Below are 17473 nucleotides of genomic sequence, written 5' to 3' on the forward strand. Positions count from 1 at the left end.
TAGGCTTTTATCCGCACAGTCTTAGGATTTGACTGCATTCTCGACTAAAACAGTTGGAACAATCAACCTGTTCGGTAAGGTAAAGATAAAACGGGTACCCAGACCAATTTCACTCATCACATCCAAACGCGCATCATGGTGGCTCAGAGCATGTTTCACAATTGCCAACCCCAGCCCACTGCCACCCGTTTGCCGTGACCGGGCTTTATCGACCCGATAGAAGCGCTCGGTAAGGCGTGGAACATGCTCAGGGGGGATCCCCGGCCCGTTGTCGCTGACTTGAAATTGAGCACCTTGTGGTGTTTGTTGCCAGCAGACCTCAATCTTCGTCCCTTCAGGCGTATGATTTACGCCGTTGTAGACCAAATTCGATACCGCGCTACGCAGTTGGTCTTCGTTACCGAATACCTTTAATTGATCGTTAACTCTGAAAGTAATCTCATGGCGGCCATTGCTCAGTGCCTGTACCTCATGCTGCAATACTTTCAACATCAGCGGAATATCCACCCGCTCATTTAAATCCACATTTGGTGCGGCTTCGATACGTGATAATGTCAAAAGTTGCTTCACCAGCCCATCCATACGCTTAGTCTGCTCTTGCATCGTCCCCAAGGCTTTATCGCGCAACGGCCCGGCCAACTCTTGGTCATGCATCATTTCCAGATAGCCTTGCAGCACCGTCAGCGGCGTACGTAATTCGTGGCTAACGTTGGCAAAGAAGTTACGTCTTGCACCTTCCAACTGGCGCATTTGAGTCACATCACGGGCCACCATCAGTAACTGCCCTTCAGAATAAGGCATCACGCGAAACTCCACGTAGTAACCGTTATTCAATTGCAAGGTTAATGGGCGGGAAAACGTTTGTTGTTGCAGATATTGGCTAAATTCCGGGTAGCGCAATAAATTGAGAATATGCTGCCCGTTATCCTCTGGCCAGCGGAACCCCAACAATTGTTGAGCTAAACCATTACACCAGAAAATATTACCGTCAACCGTCGTGATAACCACGGCATCAGGCAGTGACTCTGCACCACTGCGAAAACGCTTAATTAAGAGCGCCAGCTCGCGCCGACGCCTGCGGTTGCGCAATTGCATCTGATATAAGCCGTAAAATAGGGGTTCCCAACTCCAACGCCCCGGCGGCGGTGTCATACTGCGATCAAGCCACAACCAATGGGAGAGTTTGAGTTGATTATAAAAGTTCCACGTCAGTGCAGCGACCACTGAAACCAGCAATAACCAAGGGAGATAGCCAATAAACGCCCCCAGTAATAATGCAGGCAAACAAAAAAGAGCCAGCTCTAAAGCCAGCGTTTTCCATGATAAGCGTTCTAACACAACGAATTCTCCGGCACTGAAAACTCAGTAGCGCGTTGAGAAACGGTATCCGGTTCCCCGGACAGTTTGTACCATTTTATCGTGACCATCAGTTTCAAGCGCCTTACGTAACCGACGAATATGCACATCAACCGTACGATCTTCTACATAAACGTTAGTGCCCCAAACATAATTAAGCAACTGTTCACGGCTATAAACACGCTCAGGATGAGTCATAAAGAAGTGCAATAATTTAAACTCAGTCGGCCCCATATCTAGCGCCTGATCATTCGCCATTACCCTGTGAGATGAAGGGTCAAGGCTCAACCCTTGCATTTCAATCACTTCTTCAACGGCCATTGGCGATATCCGCCGCATCACCGCTTTGATCCGCGCTACCAGCTCTTTAGGTGAAAAAGGCTTGGTAATATAATCATCTGCGCCCACTTCCAAACCGCGCACACGATCTTCTTCTTCACCACGGGCGGTCAGCATCATCACCGGAATATCTCGGGTCAACGCTTCACGTTTCATATGTTTAATAAACTGAATACCCGAGCCGCCGGGTAACATCCAGTCTAACAGCACTAAATCAGGAAAAGGCTCCGACAGGCGAGCTACCGCGCTGTCATAATCTTCGGCTTCTAACGGTTGGTAGCCATTTTGCTCCAACACAAAGCACACCATCTCACGGATTGGTGCTTCATCTTCCACCACCAGTATGCGTCTTGCCATCATCAACCCTGCCAGTATGTTAGCGGTCACTATTCGATTTCGGGGCCATTATGCGTCAGTTTTGTGACAGATTTATGAAAAATATCACGCTTCAGTGACCAATAAGCATAGTGATAAATATTATTTTTTTTGCAAAACTCAGTAATCAACTTTGCGAGGCATCTCGGAGATTTATTTCATCCTGTGTTTTTCACCGCGACATCTCGATGCCAACGCTTATAATCAGCGCCATTCTCTTTCGTCATCATCGGCTATAGCGAGAGCTTTATGCGCATTATTCATACCTCTGACTGGCATTTGGGGCAGTATTTTTTCACCAAAAGCCGTGCTGCTGAACATCAAGCATTTCTGCACTGGTTGATTGAGCAGATTAAAGAACACCAGGTTGATGCGCTGATTGTCGCAGGGGATATTTTTGATACCGGTGCCCCGCCCAGCTATGCCCGTGAGCTATATAACCGTTTTATTGTCGAGCTCCAGCCTACCGCCTGTCAATTAGTGGTGCTAGGTGGCAACCATGATTCAGTAGCCACACTAAATGAATCACGAGATTTACTTTCATACCTGAATACCACGGTAATCTCGTGTGCCAGTAGTGATCTGGAACAACAAGTGATTATCTTGAAAAATAGACAGCAGCAACCCGCAGCGGTGCTATGCGCCATTCCGTTTTTACGGCCCCGTGATCTGGTGACCAGTCAAGCGGGTGAATCTGGTGGTCAGAAACAACTGGCATTACAAGAAGCTATTGCTGGCCACTATCAAACGTTATATCAACGCGCCCTAGAGCTGCGATCTCAGCTTGGCTTGCCTCTGCCCATTATCGCCACCGGGCACCTGACCACCGTGGGTGTGACAACTACAGACTCAGTACGAGACATTTATATTGGTACACTAGATGCCTTTCCGGCTCAGGCTTTTCCGCCCGCTGATTACATTGCCCTTGGTCATATCCATCGCGCTCAACAGGTCGCTAAAACTGAACATATCCGCTACAGCGGCTCACCTATAGCGCTCAGTTTTGATGAACTAAACAAAGAGAAAAGTGTGTATTTGGTGGAGTTTGACCAGCAAAATCTGTCATCAGTTACCCCACTCTTCATTCCACAATTTCAACCGATGCAATTGATCAAAGGTGATTTGTGCCAAATAGAGCAGCAATTAGCTGCATTTGCTGGCCATGAAGGCTTACCCGTATGGTTAGATATAGAAGTGGCAACCCAAGACTATCTCACTGATATACAAAGACGGATCCAGGCACTGGCAGCGGACTTGCCCGTTGAAGTGGTATTACTGCGCCGTAGTAAAGAGCAACGCAATAACAGCATCCACCGGCAGGAAAAAGAGACGCTAAACGAATTGACCGTCAGTGACGTATTTGAACGTAGGCTGGCACTCGAGGCAGATTTACCCGCGCCTCGCCAGCAGCGAATGCGCCAAATGTTCAATTACGTTGTTGATGAAATAGCGCAAGATGGCAGTAACGATGCGGTGGAGGAGCCAGCCCAATGAAAATTTTGAGCCTACGTCTGAAAAACATTAATTCATTACAGGGCGAATGGAAGATAGATTTCACTGCCGAACCTTTTGCCAGTAACGGTTTATTTGCTATCACCGGTCCGACTGGCGCGGGTAAAACAACGCTGTTAGATGCTATCTGTCTGGCGCTGTATCACCAAACCCCTCGCCTCATTGTAACCCCCAACCAGAATGAGCTGATGACGCGCCATACCGCAGAATCGCTGGCAGAAGTTGAATTTGAAGTGAAAGGTATCCGTTATCGCGCCTTTTGGAGCCAGCGCCGCGCAAAAAACAGTCCAGATGGCAATTTGCAAGCCCCAAAGGTTGAGCTGGCCTTATGCGAAGACGGCAAAATTTTGGCCGATAAGGTCCGCGATAAATTAGAGATGGTGGCGGCAATCACGGGTCTGAATTTTGGCCGTTTTACCAAATCCATGATGCTGTCACAGGGGCAGTTTGCTGCCTTCCTCAATGCAGATGCCAATGATCGCGCTGAGTTACTGGAAGAATTGACGGGGACCGACATCTATGGACGTCTATCTGAACGCGTATTTGAAAAACATAAACAAGCCAAGATCGATCTGGAGGCATTGCACCAACGTGCCAGCGGCATCGAACTATTAAATGAAGAACAACGCCTGGCCCTGATACAGCAAATTGATGCACTGAGTCAACAAGAACAGCAGCTCAGTAAAGAACAGCTCGTCACGCAAAACCAAATAAACTGGCTAACAGGTTGGCAACAGCAACAACAACACGTACAGCAATATCAGCAGCAACAGGTGTTAGTTGAACATGACTATCAACAGGCACTGCCCGACCTACAACGCTTAGCGCGTAGCGAACCAGCAGAAAAATTGCGCCCGTTGCAACGAGAACGCGACCATAGCCAAAAGGATTTACAACAAGCGCAGCAACACATTACCGCATTGGCGCAACAGCAACTACAATATCAGGCACAGCTCACACCACTGGCTCAGGCAGTAGATCAAGCCACTGCGACACGGCAACAGCAACTGCTTAATCAGCGTGAGCAAGAAACACTCATCGAACAACAGATCGTACCGCTGGATAACCTTATCACCCAGCAGCAGCAGACATTGTCGCACCTTGCGGAGCAAATACAGCAATTACGCACCAAAGAACAGCAAAACAGCCAGCAGCTTGCGTTGAATGAGCAAAAACTATCGCAGACCCATCAACGCCTGCAACAACTGGCAGACTATGCCAATCTACATGCCCATCATCAACACTGGGAAAAACATCTCCCCCTATGGCATGAGCAGTTCCGCCAATTACAACTACAGCAACAACAATCAGCTCAAAGCGAACAACAGCTACATCAACAAACCGCCTTGCTGACCAAACTGCAACAGCAGGCTACAACGCTAAATGCGCAAGAGAAACAGCAACAAACGGCCTTAGCGGAGGCCAGCGCACAAGTAAGCAGTCTCCAGCAGAAATTATTAGCACTTGAACAACAGCACCCTTCAGCACAGTTGCGCCAGCAGCTAAACGAGTTCAATGATCAACGTCAGATACGCCAACAATTGGCGGCTTTATCGCCTTTAGCACAACAAATACAAGCACTCTATGATAAGCAGCAACAACAATTTACGGCTCAGTTGCAACAGCTTAAACAGTTAGAGCAACAGTTAACCGAAAAGCGTCAATTATATCAGCAGCAGAAACAACATCTGGTTGATTTAGAAGCCTTACTGGAACGCGAAAAACAGATTGTCACATTAGAAGCAGAAAGAGCCAAACTGCAACCAGGAGATGCCTGCCCACTATGTGGTGCTGTGGAGCACCCGGCAATCGCCGCGTACCAAGCGGTGAAACCCTCAGAAACAGCCGTACGAGTTGCAAAACTACGTCTACAGGTCGAACAGCTATACACTGAGGGAACTGAATTACGCACCCAAGTTGCAAGCATGCAACAACAGCAACAGCGTATAGATCAAGAGTTACAAGACCATCGCCAACAGTTAGCTGCATATCAGCAACGTTGGCAAACACTGACACAACCGTTATCGCTGGCATTCGCCTTGAATGAACCTGACGCATTAGCTCTGTGGCTAGAGCAACATGAGCAGCAAGAACAAGCGTGTCAACTAAAGCTGGTGGAGTATGAGCGTCTGACTCAGCAGCATCAGCAGGCCAAAGATATCCTGACCCAGTTGGAACAACAGCAGCAAGAACATCAACAACAGTTGGCACTGATCACTGAACGCCAAAAAAATGCTCAACAAACCTACCAACAGCTGCAATCGCAATATCAGCACCAGCAAGAAGCGCTTATAGCTCAGCAGCAAGTGTTCAACCATACGCTGACTGAATTATCCTTATCAGTACCCGATGCCGATCAACAACAGAATTGGCTAGCACAGCGGGAAGAGGAATGTCAGCGCTGGCAACAACATCAGCAAGAGCAACAGCGGCTCACTATTGAACAAAAAACGCTGGAAACACGTATTGAGAATGAACGGCGTCATTTACAGGAGTGTATTGACCAATTATCGGCGCTAAGTCAACAACGCCAGCAAGCTGAAACGCTATTACTGCAGCAAATCCAGCAGCGCCGGGCACTGTTTGGTGAAGATATCGTTGCCGAAGTCCGCCAGCGATTACGCTTACAGCAGCAACAGGCAGAGCTTGCCCAGCAAAACGCAGAAAAAGCCCTACAACAGGCTCAATCCCAACTGAATAGACTATCAGGTGAACTGACTGGGCTGGAGCAACAATGCCAACAGTATCAGCAACGTGCTACCACCACACAGGCTGAATTGCAACAAGCACTGTCCACCAGCGAATTTGCTGATGAAACGGCATTAACCGCAGCCCTGTTAAGTGAGGAAGAAAGGCAGCATCTACAACAACTGCAACAGCAATTAAATGAGCGACGGCAACAAGCTCAGATCCGCCTGCAACAAGCCAGGGAAATATTGGATCAACATTTACAGCTTTGTCCCCAAGGTGTCGATAAGTCCTCTGAATTAACCTTATTACAACAACAGTCAGAACAGCTATTGGCACAACTGAAAACCACAACGTTACGGCAAGGCGAACTACGCAATCAGTTAGAAAGCGACACCACTCGACGTCATAATCAACGTACGCTATTTGAACAAATTGAGCGTAGTCAGCAGCAATATGATGACTGGAGTTACCTCAATCAATTAATTGGCTCCAAAGAAGGCGATAAATTCCGTAAATTTGCGCAAGGTCTCACACTCGATCATCTGGTTTATCTGGCCAATAACCAACTTAATCGTTTACATGGGCGCTATCTATTACAACGTAAGACTACGGATGCATTGGAATTACAGGTGGTAGATACTTGGCAAGCGGATGCCATACGCGATACCCGCACACTGTCGGGGGGAGAAAGTTTCCTGGTGAGTCTGGCGCTAGCATTGGCACTGTCTGATTTAGTCAGCCATAAAACCAGTATTGACTCACTGTTCCTTGATGAAGGCTTCGGTACGTTGGATGCAGAAACCTTGGATACCGCTCTGGATGCCTTGGATAACCTGAACGCTTCAGGCAAAACTATTGGGGTAATAAGCCATGTCGATGCGATGAAAGATCGGATCCCGGTACAAATAAAAGTGAAAAAAGTTAACGGGTTAGGCGTCAGCCGTTTGGATAATGCCTTCCGAGTCAATCAAGACTGAACAGATACTCCAACTCATTGGCGTTACAACAAGGTTGTAAGTGAACAACAAATCGGTCGGGAATCAATTTGAACAGCATTTATGCTAGCCCGCAGGGTGAGCCTCAAGGACGAGGCTCATTAATCCCGATGAGTCTATCTATTGCAAGGTCAACCACAGTAAGTGATTCGGGTGAGTGAGCGTAGCTAACACCGCTGTAGCGTCAAGTTAGAGGGGAAATACCCAAAATCATTGGCGTTACAGCAAGGCAGCAAGTGAACAAATCCCGATGAGCTTACATTAGTAAGTGATTCGGGTGAGTGAGCGTAGCTAACACCGCTGTAGCGTCAAGGACGAGGGGTATTCCATAGCCAAGCAGCCCCCCGCACCCCACTCGAATCACCATGCAAAGCTTTAAGAATAGGCGTTTCACACTCACCACCAAATACCCAAGGGCTGATTAACGCAGGTAATGTGTCATACAAGCGGTCAACATTACTCATACCGCCTCCCAACACCACAACATCGGGATCGAACAGGTTAATAACATGGGCCAGCGATTTAGCAAAACGCCGCTCATAATTGTTCATTGCCTGTTCTGCGATGACATCGCCCTGCTCAACCAACTCAATAATTTCATGGCCTTTTAACGGTTTTCCACTCAACCTAAAGTAATCAGTGGCAAAACCCGTACCCGATACAAAAGTCTCGATACAGCCTTTTTTCCCGCAATAGCACGTCACTTCTTGTGCATATTCTCGCTCTTCTTCATCTTGCCAAGGTAACGGGTTATGCCCCCATTCACCGGCAATACCATTACCGCCAGCATGTGAACCCCCATCAATAGCAATACCCGAGCCACACCCCGTCCCGATAACGGCAGCAAACACCCATTTTTTACCTGCCCCCGCCCCGTCTGTTGCCTCAGAAACGGCCAGACAGTTCGCATCATTGGCTAACCGCACCGGACGGTTCAAAAACACCGAGAGATCTTTATCTAACTCCTGCCCATTCAACCATACTGAGTTTGAGTTTTTCACTTTGCCGGTAAAAGGAGAAAATGTGCCAGGGATACCGACCCCGATACTGCCTTGCTCGCCAGTCGCGTGCTCGGCATCAGCGATTAAATCAGCAATAGCCTGTAAGGTTTTTTGGTAATCATGGCGTGGAGTACCAACCCGTTTACGGAAAAGCACCTGCCCATCATTGGCCAATGCTATGACCTCTATTTTGGTACCACCCAGATCTATACCAATGCGCATCGCATCTCACCTCGTTGACAGGATTGTTTTATTTTCTTGCGATCAAGATACCCTGATAGGCTGGATAACTATGACCATGAAAGTATTATCTTTTCAGTTTGAACAATACACCGTAGCGATACAATCTTTGTTACCCATAATTTTGCATTCCGTCTGTTTTTAATCAATTAAACCGAGGATAGCATTCAGCTGATAATAGACTGGCGCTGCTTTTTTCTTATTTTTTTTACTAGGGACACGCGCGCCAATTCGTTATCATGCCGCCCTGCGTTGATTAACTCGCGCGCTCCAGGCGCGCCCGAGCCAAGGATAACACTATGCTGTGGTTTAAGAATTTAATGGTTTACCGTTTGAGCCGGGAAGTTTCGCTGTCTGCGGATGAAATGGAGAAACAGCTAAGCGCCTTTAGTTTCACGCCTTGTGGTAGTCAGGATATGGCGAAAACCGGTTGGGTATCACCGATGGGTTCACACAGCGATGCATTAACTCACACCGTTAATGGTCAGATCGTTATTTGTGCGCGCAAAGAAGAGAAAATTTTACCGTCACCGGTGATTAAGCAAGAGTTGCAGGACAAAATCGAACGGTTGGAAGGTGAACAACACCGTAAACTGAAAAAAACTGAAAAAGATTCATTGAAAGATGAAGTATTGCACAGTTTGTTGCCCCGCGCATTCAGCCGTTTTAATCAAACCTTTTTGTGGATTGATACTGTCAATGACCTGATTATGGTCGATGCCGCAAGTGCTAAACGTGCTGAAGATACATTAGCTTTGCTGCGTAAAAGCCTGGGGTCGTTACCTGTTGTACCGCTAACGTTAGAAAATCCTATTGAACTGACCTTAACTGAGTGGGTCCGCTCCAAAACATTGCCCGCAGGCTTTGCTCTGATGGACGAAGCGGAACTCAAAGCAATTCTGGAAGATGGCGGCGTTATCCGCTGTAAAAAACAGGATTTATTTAGTGATGAGATCGCAGTACATATCGAAGCGGGCAAACTGGTCACTAAATTGGCTTTGGATTGGCAAGAGCGCGTACAGTTGGTGCTGTCTGACGATGGCTCATTAAAGCGTTTAAAATTCTCTGACACGCTACGTGATCAAAACGAAGATATTGATCGGGAAGATTTTGCACAACGTTTTGATGCCGATTTTATTCTAATGACCAGTGAGTTGGCCGCTTTGATTAAGAATCTCATTGAGGCCCTTGGCGGCGAAGCACAACACTAATTTCAGCACACGACAGAGCGGCTAAATATAACCAAAGTCATCGGGTTGCAGTTAGGCGGGCAACATCACATCCCGATAAGCTGGCTAAAATCGGTGACTCGGATCAATGAAAAACGAGAAGTGAGAAGTGAAAAACACTCGCTACGATACAGTTGAGAGTAAGTTAAGAAGAATCGATTAGATGTCGCCCCCTCTGGCATGGAGAGGGTGACCGATTCGCTAACTCAATGTATTCATTAGCTCAAGTATTTACACAAATATGAAGATGCTTCAGCTACTTGTAGGTTAAATTCACTTTCCCCAGGGATATAGAAGGTTTCACCCGGCATAAAGGTTTGCCAGTCAGGTGATCCCGGCATCAGTACTTTCAAAGAACCGGTGATTACTGTCATTTCCTCCGCTTTAGCTGTACTAAAGGTGTACTCACCCTTTTCCATCACCCCAACGCTGGCTGGCCCAATGCTGTCACTGTCAAAACCAATAGATTTCACTTTCCCGGTAAAATACTCATTAAATTTCAGCATAGCTTTGCACCCGCATCTTAATAAAAATGAGCTTTCATATTAGAGTTTCTGTAAACGGTCTGTCACTGATTATTATGACGAAATGGGATCATAACCAGATTCACTGCCTTGGTTGAGGAGAAAGCGTACAATTTGGTATCGTGCAATGCCTTTAAAAGGCGCGAAAGCGGATGATTCAGACAAAAAAAGTAAAGCGGCAGTTGATTAAAGATGACATAAAATAGAAAGCATTAACGTCGTGTCAAAAATGCGATCAATATCGACCAGATATGTGGGCATAAAATGTGTGTGTTGAAAGAAAAATAATTTGAAGATTTTCATTGGTCCACCTTGCGTTGCAGGCATAATTAATTAGCAATCAATCAGACTCGCTCCACACAGATCACCAATCAAGCTCCCTTTTCTTCATTATTTGACCATCTCACCAGTCAATATCTGTAAAATTTGTTCGACAACCAGTGACGGAGTTTGAGTTCCATCAAGTACATGATGGGCGACGTCCTGATACAACGCTTCACGGCTAGCCAACACATCCAGCATCTCTTCAACGATGGGTTTACCGGTCAAACTTGGCCGCTGGGTATCTTCAGGATCTTCTGCTAACCGTTTTGCCAATACGTCTGCTGACGCCCGCAGATAAATGACCCGCCCATGATCACGCATGAATGCACGGTTTTCACTGGACAGTACCGCACCACCGCCAGTGGCAATGACCGTTTTAGGTGCCGTTACTGCCTGTAATGCCATGCTTTCTCGCAGACGAAAACCATCCCAACCTTCACTCTCAACAACTTCAGCCACGGTCATCTGTGAGGTTTGTTGCATAAACAGATCTGTATCAATAAACCGATACCCCAATGCCTGCGCCAACACCTTTCCAATCGTGGTCTTACCTGCCCCGCGCGCGCCTACCATGAAGATAGTTTGTATCATTACGTGAAAGTCCTTCGCATCAACTTCTGAGGATAAATTTTCGACATCAAAAAACCGACCGTTATTATTGGCCGGCTGAACAGGTTTACTACGCGGTTCAACACCGCAGATACAAATCATACCGATAATTAGGAGTAGTGCCAACTTTACAGTGACGTAAAATTAATAATACACCAAATAAAATTAGCGTAGTGACTTGGCTCGATATGGAACCCTTATCCACACCGAATGGACAAGATATGTCGGTTAACTGGGGTGACAAATATAAACCAGCGCTGGAGGAAAGTTACGCACAACCCGTAATTTTTTCCAATTAAAATAACGAGATAGCAATGGCTCTGATAGATGACTGTATTGAAACAGCACTAAGACCCCATTGCGTGCACGTAAACGTTGCTGAGTTTGTTGTAATATTCTGATACTGATCTTGGTTGGGATCGACAGTAAAGGTAAACAACAAAAAACAACATCGTACTCTTGATCCAACTGCTCCGCGGAGCGATCTGCGATCTGTAAACGCGGGTCTTTTAGCTGGTGCAATGCATGTACAAAATGAGGTTGAATCTCATACGCTTGTAAGCTCGAATTAGCTGACATATGCGATAGAATACGCTTAGTCAGCACACCATCAGCCGCACCTAATTCAGCAATATTAAGATTTTGTGTCCAATCTATCTGGTTTAGCATCGCCTGACATAACCAAGGCGATGAAGGGACCAATGAACCAACGGTACGAGGTGAGGCAATAAAGCGCTGCAAATAGGAAAACTGACTTTTAAAATTACGCCGGACAATGTTTAGCATAACCTCTCCTCGGAAACTCAGATGGACCACAATAACACTTTATATTTCTTAAGTTCTCATTAAGATTGTTCTAATAATTAATTATTTTTATCAGATAAACAGAAAACGTTGACTCTGTAACCATTGACGCAGATGAAGTCAGTAAACCAGATTTAGCTATGACTCATTATGGTTTACTCTGGCTTATCTACTGCCTAGAAATCGCTATCACAAAGGGTTGTATCAAAATATTTCTTTATTTATCCATCTATTGTAGAAACTAATGATAACGGCTGATGTTGGCATTATAGTGACTAACTTTATCAGGCTGATCGAGGTCAATGGTTATCTTGGCAAAGCCATCAGTTATCGTTTTTTCGTTCAGCATTCACTCAATGCCGTTCTTCGATTATTGATATTAAAAGATAATCGCGCCTCATATTTTATCTATAGTGGCTTGTTCGATAAAAAAGGCTACTGGCGAAATGATGTTGTAGTAATAAGTTTAGTCACAATGACAGAGAATTTTTTCATAATAGACGCCTACGGAGAGATTCTATGTAATACTTTAGTAATATTGATTATGGATGCTGTAATGCAAGGAGACGTAATGTTGTGTAAAGAAAATAAAGCATTGTTACGATAATAAATAAAGATATAACCATATTTTCTATAATGAAAATACATTTATATATTATTACCACTATCCACATTTATTACTCATTAATCTCTTACTGCAACAATCATCATGATATCGCTGGTAAAGGAACCATCAGCCTGAATGGCATAGTAATTAATGACACCATCAGATGCTAACTTTTGTAACTCGCGAATAGCCGTAGCAAAATGTATAGGTGTACGTATTCTGACAATCCAACTGTTAAACTCCAAATGCAAGCGGTCAGAAGTCACTTCATTTATCACTAATCCGGCTTCGGTAAATAAAGATAACCATTCTCCAGAAGAATAATTTCGCACATGAGAGGTATCACGTAAAACTTCGACTGTTTGCAAATAGATATCCAATACCGGATGGCCGGGAGAAACCACATCCATAAAAATAACTTTTCCACCAGTCTCGAAGAGGCTAATTAATCCCGATGAGCTTACTTATTTTTTTAAGGTCAAGACCAGGAAGTGATTCGGGTGACAACTGTTATTGACACTTAGCGTCAGGAGCAGATTTGAACGCTGCTTGCAGCGGCCTCTAAGAGGCGAAGCCCATGGATGGGCTGAGTAACAAACGTAGCCAACGTACATACGGCTTGAAATATGACGGGTATATAGCCGGTAGGCCAATTCATCACAATAGCGTTATCTTAGACGGTACCTCTGGTTCACAGTCACTGGAGAGATGACTGATCGCACAAGGGATATTTGAGATGGAACTGCGGGTTGCCGCTGATAATCCGCGAGCAAAATTCATCAAATAATGCTGGCTAACGCGTATCTCAGCAAAATTAAACGGTTTTGTCTTCCTCAATTCGTTGTAGTTGATTTTTATACGATTTAACTTTTTGGCGTTTTTTCATCCAAGTGGCGAAAGACACTAAGAAAATCCCACCGGCCAATATTAATACACCCAATTCATGCTTGTAAAACAGCATGATAATAAAGTAGACAGCAGAAATAATTGCTACCCATTTTGCCGAATGACCAATAGCATTTTTCTCATTGGTCAGACGGCGGATACTCTCTTCTTCACTGATCCCCATAACACTGCTCTCCTTATTTAGTGAAGTTATAATATTGGGGCAGTTGTATGATAATACAACATATTTTTTCAGCTTTTATTTTGTCTTCCCAAGATAGCCTTCAAAGGCGCTCCCAGTGGATTTATAAATAATGATAAAACACGTCACACAAGCGACGGGCAACCACTCTATAGAGTGAGGCTACGGGCCTTCCTGAAATTTCCTCGCCTTAGCTGTTTGCTGTTTTTCCAGTTCAAAAATAGCACGCTGCAACTCTTTCTCCTGAACGGGGCTTAAGCGTGAGAATTTAAAACTCAAACGTTGCACTGTCAGCGTTTCCCCCTTGTTATTAACCACTTGTTTATCAAGCGCCCGGATAAATTGCAGGTCTAATTTAAAGAGGCCAAAACCACATAAATCTACCGCTGCATCCCGCAGAACACTGCACCCCTGTAGCGGAAACTCGCTACCTTTCATGGCATATAAGCCCATTCCACCTAAGGATATATCGGCCAATGTATATTTATACTGAGTGCCGTCAGGAAATTTCCCACAACAATAATAAGCTGGCCATTGCGGAATACTGATGCGAAAATATTCCCGTCGCTGAATAAAATAGAGCTGTTCGGGGATGGCAGAACTGAAGGCGGGCAGTGATAAATATTTAATATGTTTCAAATTGTTACAGGTGAATTCAATTTTTGCGCCAGTAGGCTCAACAATAATCGTGAGTTGTTCCGCACCAAGAGCCAAGACATTCTCGTTTTCTACACTGCCGAAATCGAAAATAAACTGATTAGTCTCAGGCTGTATATCCAGAATACGGCTAATAAATTGTCCACGAGCATGGGTAACCATCACTGCGGTATCATTCTTCTGTAAATCCCGAAGAATTGCACAGATCGCTAGTTTATTTTTTTTAACAAATTGCTCTTTAGACGTTTCACTCACTGGTCCCATTCCCTATTCTTAATTTATTAGTCTATCTGCTCAGATTATCATCAGAAGATGTATAAATAACAAAGAGGCTATCGGCAAATAATGAAATTACTTTAATGGTTTACCATCGGGAAGAAACAGTCCAGATGGGTAATATTTTTGACTGGAGAACGTTTTTTGCAGCATAATTTTTTTATGCAGAATAGTTTTTTATGCAGGATAATGGATAACGTTCTTTGCAGGATAACCGTTGGTTGAGTCATGCTCGATTTAAAAAAACAAAGCGACATTGGCAAATTGCCTCATGTCGCTTTACTATCTTTTTCTAATCAATCAGTTACTGATCAATGATCAACCGGTTAATAATAAATCTGTTACCAATAAGCCTACCAAAAATAAATCAGCTACGAACTAAATCGTCGCCGTAGCCTATCCATTTATACGTCGTCAGCGCATCCAATCCCATAGGACCTCGAGCATGGAGTTTTTGTGTACTCACTGCCACTTCTGCGCCCAAACCAAACTGGCCGCCATCGGTAAACCGAGTGCTAGCGTTAACATAAACAGCCGATGAATCGACAGCGCGTACAAAATACTCGGCATTACTAAGGGAACGGGTCAGGATAGCATCAGAGTGACTGGTACCATGCTCACGGATATGGTTAATGGCGGCATCAATATCAGCAACGATATCCACGTTTAAATCCAGTGATAGCCATTCATCATCGTAATCAGCGGCTTCCACTGCCACGACTTTGGCTTTGCCATCCGCCAGATAGGGCATCGCCAGCGGACTGGCATGCAATGTCACGCCAAACGCATGCATTCTGGCACTTAATAGTGGTAGGAAAGTTTTGGCAACCGCCTGATGAACCAGCAACGTCTCCAGTGAGTTACAAGCACTTGGTCGTTGTATCTTCGCGTTTTCGATCACCAATAAGGCTTTTTCAAAATCTGCGTTTTCATCAACAAAGGTATGGCAGACACCAATGCCACCAGTAATAACCGGGATAGTCGATTGCTCTCGGCACAATTTATGCAAGCCTGCGCCACCTCGTGGAATCAACATATCCACATAGCGATCCATACGTAACAGTTCATTCACCAGTTGACGGTCTGGGCTTTCAATGGCCTGAACTGCCGCGGCAGGTAGACCACATTGCTCCAGCGCCCGCTGAATAACATTCACCGTCGCCTGATTGGTATGATGCGTTTCTTTACCACCGCGCAAAATAACCGCATTACCGGTTTTCAAGCACAGACTCGCCACATCGATAGTAACATTAGGGCGAGCTTCATAAATGACACCAATCACCCCCAACGGGACACGTCGGCGTTCCAGCTTTAAGCCACTGTCCAGCAAGCTGCCATCAATGACACGCCCTACAGGGTCGTTTAGGCGGCACACCTGACGTACATCATTAGCAATGGCGGCTAAACGGGCGGGTGTCAATAACAGGCGATCAAGTAGCGCCTCGCTCATGCCACTCTCGCGTGCTGCAACCATGTCCAGCTCATTGGCCTGCAAAATAGTCTGGCTCTCTGATTCTAACAGGTTAGCGATTACCGCCAGTGCCTGATTTTTTTTGGCCGTACTCAACATCGCCAATTGCCAGGAAGCCTGTTTGGCCGCTTTCCCCATGTGTTCTAGCAGGTTCATGTTTGCTCCTTAGCTGACAATCATATCATCACGATGAACAGCCACCGGGCCGTATTCATACCCGAGAATTTCACTGATTTGTTGCGAGTGATGCCCTGCTAACATGCGCAATGCATCACTGTTATAGCGTGACACACCGTGTGCTAAATCCCGCCCATTGAGATTACGGATACGGATCACTTCACCACGGGAGAAGTCCCCTTTTACGCTGCGAATGCCTTTTGGTAGCAGCGAACTGCCCCGCTCCATGATCGCAAATACGGCACCGTCGTCCACCGTGATTTCACCTGCCGGTGGCGCACCAAAAATCCAACGCTTACGGTTTTCTAGTGGCGTTTCCAACGAGTGGAAACGGGTACCGACTGGCGAACCTTCAATCACATCGGCAATCACACCTGCCTGGCTACCTGCGGCAATCACCACATCGATACCCGCACGGCAAGCGACATCAGCCGCTTGCAGTTTAGTCGCCATGCCACCCGTCCCAAGCCCCGAAACGCTGTCCCCGGCCATCCCACGCAAGACATCATCAATGCCATGCACTTCGCGAATTAATTCTGCTTCTGGATTGTTACGTGGATCAGCGGTGTACAACCCCGTCTGATCGGTCAACAACAGTAGCTTATCGGCACTGGCCAAAATGGCCGCCAATGCGGAAAGATTATCGTTATCGCCCACTTTGATTTCAGCTGTGGCGACGGCGTCGTTCTCATTGATCACCGGTACAATGCGGTTATCAAGCAACGCATTCATGGTATCGCGAGCATTGAGAAAACGCTCACGATCCTCTAAATCTGCGCGGGTTAGCAGCATCTGGCCGATATGAATGCCATAAATTGAAAACAGTTGTTCCCAGAGCTGAATTAACCGGCTTTGCCCAACCGCGGCTAACAATTGTTTCGAGGCAATAGTGGCGGGCAATTCTGGATACCCTAAATGTTCACGACCCGCGGCAATCGCCCCAGAGGTGACAATAACAATACGATGACCTTTTGCGTGTTGCTGGGCGCATTGACGCACCAATTCAACAATATGGGCACGGTTAAGACGACGGGACCCCCCGGTCAGCACACTCGTCCCCAATTTCACAACCAATGTCTGGCTGCCATTCATAATTTTTCTACCGTTGGGATGAATAAAAGAAATGGTCTACAGGTCTTTGTAGCAGGCGCAAGGCATTATGCCAACAGGCTTGATACGAAATTACCCCCTTTATTGTG

13 protein-coding genes and 1 pseudogene are annotated in these 17473 nt (G+C 45.9%); 3 read left to right on the forward strand and 11 right to left on the reverse strand.

Annotated elements, in window-relative coordinates; translation table 11 throughout:
* Positions 1-21: 21 nt before the first annotated feature.
* Positions 22-1338, reverse strand: coding sequence for a phosphate regulon sensor histidine kinase PhoR (gene phoR / locus AC971_RS06790; protein WP_025382802.1), 1317 nt, complete (start codon positions 1336-1338; stop codon positions 22-24).
* A 24-nt stretch (positions 1339-1362) separates the two neighbouring features.
* Positions 1363-2052 (reverse strand): phosphate response regulator transcription factor PhoB, encoded by a 690-nt coding sequence (gene phoB / locus AC971_RS06795; RefSeq protein WP_002208685.1) that lies wholly within the window; start codon positions 2050-2052, stop codon positions 1363-1365.
* Between the two features lie 267 nt (positions 2053-2319).
* Here phoB and sbcD point away from each other — a divergent pair, with 267 nt between their 5' ends.
* Both sbcD and AC971_RS06805 read left to right on the forward strand, forming a co-directional pair.
* Positions 2320-3564 (forward strand): exonuclease subunit SbcD, encoded by a 1245-nt coding sequence (gene sbcD, locus AC971_RS06800; RefSeq protein ID WP_025382801.1) that lies wholly within the window; start codon positions 2320-2322, stop codon positions 3562-3564.
* Positions 3561-7250, forward strand: a complete 3690-nt coding sequence (locus AC971_RS06805; protein WP_025382800.1) for an AAA family ATPase — start codon at positions 3561-3563, stop codon at positions 7248-7250. The genes sbcD and AC971_RS06805 overlap by 4 nt, the downstream gene beginning before the upstream one ends.
* Positions 7251-7576: 326 nt before the next feature.
* On the opposite strand, the gene mak is transcribed toward AC971_RS06805, so the two are convergent.
* Positions 7577-8491 carry a fructokinase gene (mak, locus tag AC971_RS06810; RefSeq protein WP_025382799.1) on the reverse strand — a complete coding sequence of 305 codons (915 nt, stop codon included), beginning with the start codon at positions 8489-8491 and terminating at the stop codon, positions 7577-7579.
* A 317-nt stretch (positions 8492-8808) separates the two neighbouring features.
* Between mak and rdgC the strand changes: the two genes are divergently transcribed.
* Positions 8809-9720, forward strand: a complete 912-nt coding sequence (gene rdgC / locus AC971_RS06815; protein ID WP_025382798.1) for a recombination-associated protein RdgC — start codon at positions 8809-8811, stop codon at positions 9718-9720.
* Between the two features lie 236 nt (positions 9721-9956).
* Here rdgC and ppnP read toward each other — a convergent pair whose 3' ends face one another.
* From ppnP to proB, 8 genes and pseudogenes are all read right to left on the reverse strand, one after another.
* Positions 9957-10244 (reverse strand): pyrimidine/purine nucleoside phosphorylase, encoded by a 288-nt coding sequence (ppnP, locus tag AC971_RS06820; RefSeq protein WP_025382797.1) that lies wholly within the window; start codon positions 10242-10244, stop codon positions 9957-9959.
* Positions 10245-10652: 408 nt separating this feature from the next.
* A complete protein-coding gene (gene aroL / locus AC971_RS06825) occupies positions 10653-11177 on the reverse strand; it encodes a shikimate kinase AroL (RefSeq protein WP_038402564.1) in 525 nt (174 codons plus the stop codon).
* A gap of 246 nt (positions 11178-11423) precedes the next feature.
* Positions 11424-11981: a class I SAM-dependent methyltransferase gene (locus AC971_RS06830; RefSeq protein ID WP_025382795.1), complete on the reverse strand. Its 558-nt coding sequence runs from the start codon at positions 11979-11981 to the stop codon at positions 11424-11426.
* A 702-nt stretch (positions 11982-12683) separates the two neighbouring features.
* Positions 12684-13034: pseudogene (locus AC971_RS06840) on the reverse strand (SAM-dependent methyltransferase); the annotation flags it as partial.
* A 386-nt stretch (positions 13035-13420) separates the two neighbouring features.
* On the reverse strand, positions 13421-13675 hold the full coding sequence (locus AC971_RS06845) for a hypothetical protein (protein ID WP_025382792.1): 255 nt from the start codon (positions 13673-13675) through the stop codon (positions 13421-13423).
* A gap of 180 nt (positions 13676-13855) precedes the next feature.
* Complete coding sequence (locus AC971_RS06850; RefSeq protein WP_025382791.1) at positions 13856-14614, reverse strand: flagellar brake protein; 759 nt, start codon at positions 14612-14614, stop codon at positions 13856-13858.
* Between the two features lie 379 nt (positions 14615-14993).
* Positions 14994-16253 carry a glutamate-5-semialdehyde dehydrogenase gene (gene proA / locus AC971_RS06855; protein WP_025382790.1) on the reverse strand — a complete coding sequence of 420 codons (1260 nt, stop codon included), beginning with the start codon at positions 16251-16253 and terminating at the stop codon, positions 14994-14996.
* A 9-nt stretch (positions 16254-16262) separates the two neighbouring features.
* On the reverse strand, positions 16263-17366 hold the full coding sequence (gene proB, locus AC971_RS06860) for a glutamate 5-kinase (RefSeq protein ID WP_025382789.1): 1104 nt from the start codon (positions 17364-17366) through the stop codon (positions 16263-16265).
* Between the last annotated feature and the right edge of the window lie 107 nt (positions 17367-17473).

The sequence above is a fragment of the Yersinia similis genome (assembly GCF_001053095.1).
Classification (GTDB): Bacteria; Pseudomonadota; Gammaproteobacteria; order Enterobacterales; family Enterobacteriaceae; genus Yersinia; species Yersinia similis.

Coding starts and splice junctions, on each gene's coding strand:
- AC971_RS06850 (WP_025382791.1), bottom strand. CDS start 14,614: ATGGGACCAGTGAGTGAAACGTCTAAAGAGCAATTTGTTAAAAAAAAT.
- mak (WP_025382799.1), bottom strand. CDS start 8,491: ATGCGCATTGGTATAGATCTGGGTGGTACCAAAATAGAGGTCATAGCA.
- sbcD (WP_025382801.1), top strand. CDS start 2,320: ATGCGCATTATTCATACCTCTGACTGGCATTTGGGGCAGTATTTTTTC.
- AC971_RS06805 (WP_025382800.1), top strand. CDS start 3,561: ATGAAAATTTTGAGCCTACGTCTGAAAAACATTAATTCATTACAGGGC.
- phoB (WP_002208685.1), bottom strand. CDS start 2,052: ATGGCAAGACGCATACTGGTGGTGGAAGATGAAGCACCAATCCGTGAG.
- ppnP (WP_025382797.1), bottom strand. CDS start 10,244: ATGCTGAAATTTAATGAGTATTTTACCGGGAAAGTGAAATCTATTGGT.
- proA (WP_025382790.1), bottom strand. CDS start 16,253: ATGAACCTGCTAGAACACATGGGGAAAGCGGCCAAACAGGCTTCCTGG.
- AC971_RS06830 (WP_025382795.1), bottom strand. CDS start 11,981: ATGCTAAACATTGTCCGGCGTAATTTTAAAAGTCAGTTTTCCTATTTG.
- rdgC (WP_025382798.1), top strand. CDS start 8,809: ATGCTGTGGTTTAAGAATTTAATGGTTTACCGTTTGAGCCGGGAAGTT.
- aroL (WP_038402564.1), bottom strand. CDS start 11,177: ATGATACAAACTATCTTCATGGTAGGCGCGCGCGGGGCAGGTAAGACC.
- AC971_RS06845 (WP_025382792.1), bottom strand. CDS start 13,675: ATGGGGATCAGTGAAGAAGAGAGTATCCGCCGTCTGACCAATGAGAAA.
- proB (WP_025382789.1), bottom strand. CDS start 17,366: ATGAATGGCAGCCAGACATTGGTTGTGAAATTGGGGACGAGTGTGCTG.